Annotated in this window: 1 protein-coding gene; it reads right to left on the minus strand. The window is 66.3% G+C overall.

Going from position 1 to position 249, the window contains the following annotated elements; translation table 11 throughout:
* Positions 1 to 249, minus strand: a 249-nt coding sequence (locus ACP7FG_RS13140; protein ID WP_439226651.1) for a hypothetical protein, incomplete at both ends; no start/stop codon positions are given.

Genomic DNA, 249 nt, shown 5'->3' on the forward strand with positions numbered 1-249 from the left:
CGAGAATCACCCCCGAGTCCGACCCGATCGACTCGCCGAGGGCCGCCTGTGCCGCCTTATCCGAGACGACCACCTCCTCGTTGCCGTTCGCGCCGTACTTCACCCGCACCTGATTAATCTGCGAGCGATTGTCGTCTTCCCACTCGGTCGAGAGATACCGCCCCGGGCCGAAGTCGGCCGGTCCCTCGCCCGCGGAGAACTCCCGGAGGAAGAACTCGCGGTCGTTCGTCGCGCCGAACTGCTCGTTCG

Origin of the sequence: Idiomarina sp. ST10R2A5 (genome assembly GCF_051842325.1) — a bacterium.
GTDB classification, from domain to species: Bacteria; Pseudomonadota; Gammaproteobacteria; order Enterobacterales; family Alteromonadaceae; genus Idiomarina; species Idiomarina abyssalis.